This is a genomic window from Geodermatophilus sp. SYSU D00696, from assembly GCF_054050235.1.
In genome coordinates, this window is sequence record NZ_JBJGYY010000079.1 from 1 (window position 1) to 911 (window position 911).

The window sequence follows — 911 nt, forward strand, 5'->3', positions numbered from 1 at the left end:
AGAAGACGTTGCGGAAGTAGGTCGTCGGGCTCTAGTTGACGACCTGGCATCGGCGCAGGCTGCCGGCCATGTCGTCGCCGGTGTCTTCCCCACCGCCGCGGCTGATCAGTGACGCGCTGTGGGCGCTGGTCGAGCCGCTGATCCCACCGCGCAAGCCGGCCGTGCACGGGCGCACCGGCCGACCTCGCACCAGCGACCGGGACGTGCTCGAGGGCATCGCCTTCGTGCTCTCCACCGGCATCGGGTGGGCCAAGCTGCCCACTGAGCTCGGCTACGGGTCGGGCTGGACCTGCTGGCGCCGGATGCACGAGTGGGCCGAGGCCGGTGTCTTTGATCGGCTGCACACCGCCGTGCTCAACAAGCTGGGGAGCCAGGGCGAACTGGACTGGTCGCGGGCCAGCCTGGACTCGGTCAGCGTCCGGGCGAAAAGGGGGGTGAGCTGACCGGCCCGAACCCCACCGACCGGGCCAAGGCCGGCAGCAAGTACCACCTGCTGGTCGACGCCACCGGACTACCGCTCAACGTGCTGGTCTCGGCCGCGAACCGGCACGACAGCATGCTGGTCGAACCGATCCTGGACTCGATGCCGGCGATCAAGCGCGGCGGCCGGGGTCATCCGCGCCGCCGGCCGGTCAAGCTGCACGCCGACAAGGGCTATGACATTCCGCGGGTGCGCCGCTACCTGCGCCGCCGTGGGATCACCGCCCGCATCGCTCGCCTCGGCCGGGACTCCAGCGCTCATCTGGGCCGGCACCGCTGGGTCGTCGAACGCACGCTGGGCTGGCTGCTGTCCTACAAACGCCTGGCGCTGCGCTACGACCGCACCGCCGTGACGATCACCGCGCTGGCCCGCCTGGCCGTCACCCTGATCTGTGCCCGACGACTCCCGACGAACTAATGCAACGTCTTCT

General features: G+C 70.1%; 1 protein-coding gene. It reads left to right on the forward strand.

The features are described from left to right. Window positions 1-68: 68 nt before the first annotated feature. Window positions 69-898 (forward strand): IS5 family transposase gene (locus ACI79O_RS24120; protein ID WP_456915392.1). Its coding sequence is split into 2 segments (ribosomal slippage): window positions 69-425 and window positions 428-898, totalling 828 coding nucleotides; the frame shifts between segments, so codons are not numbered across the junction. The last annotated feature ends 13 nt before the right edge of the window (window positions 899-911 follow it).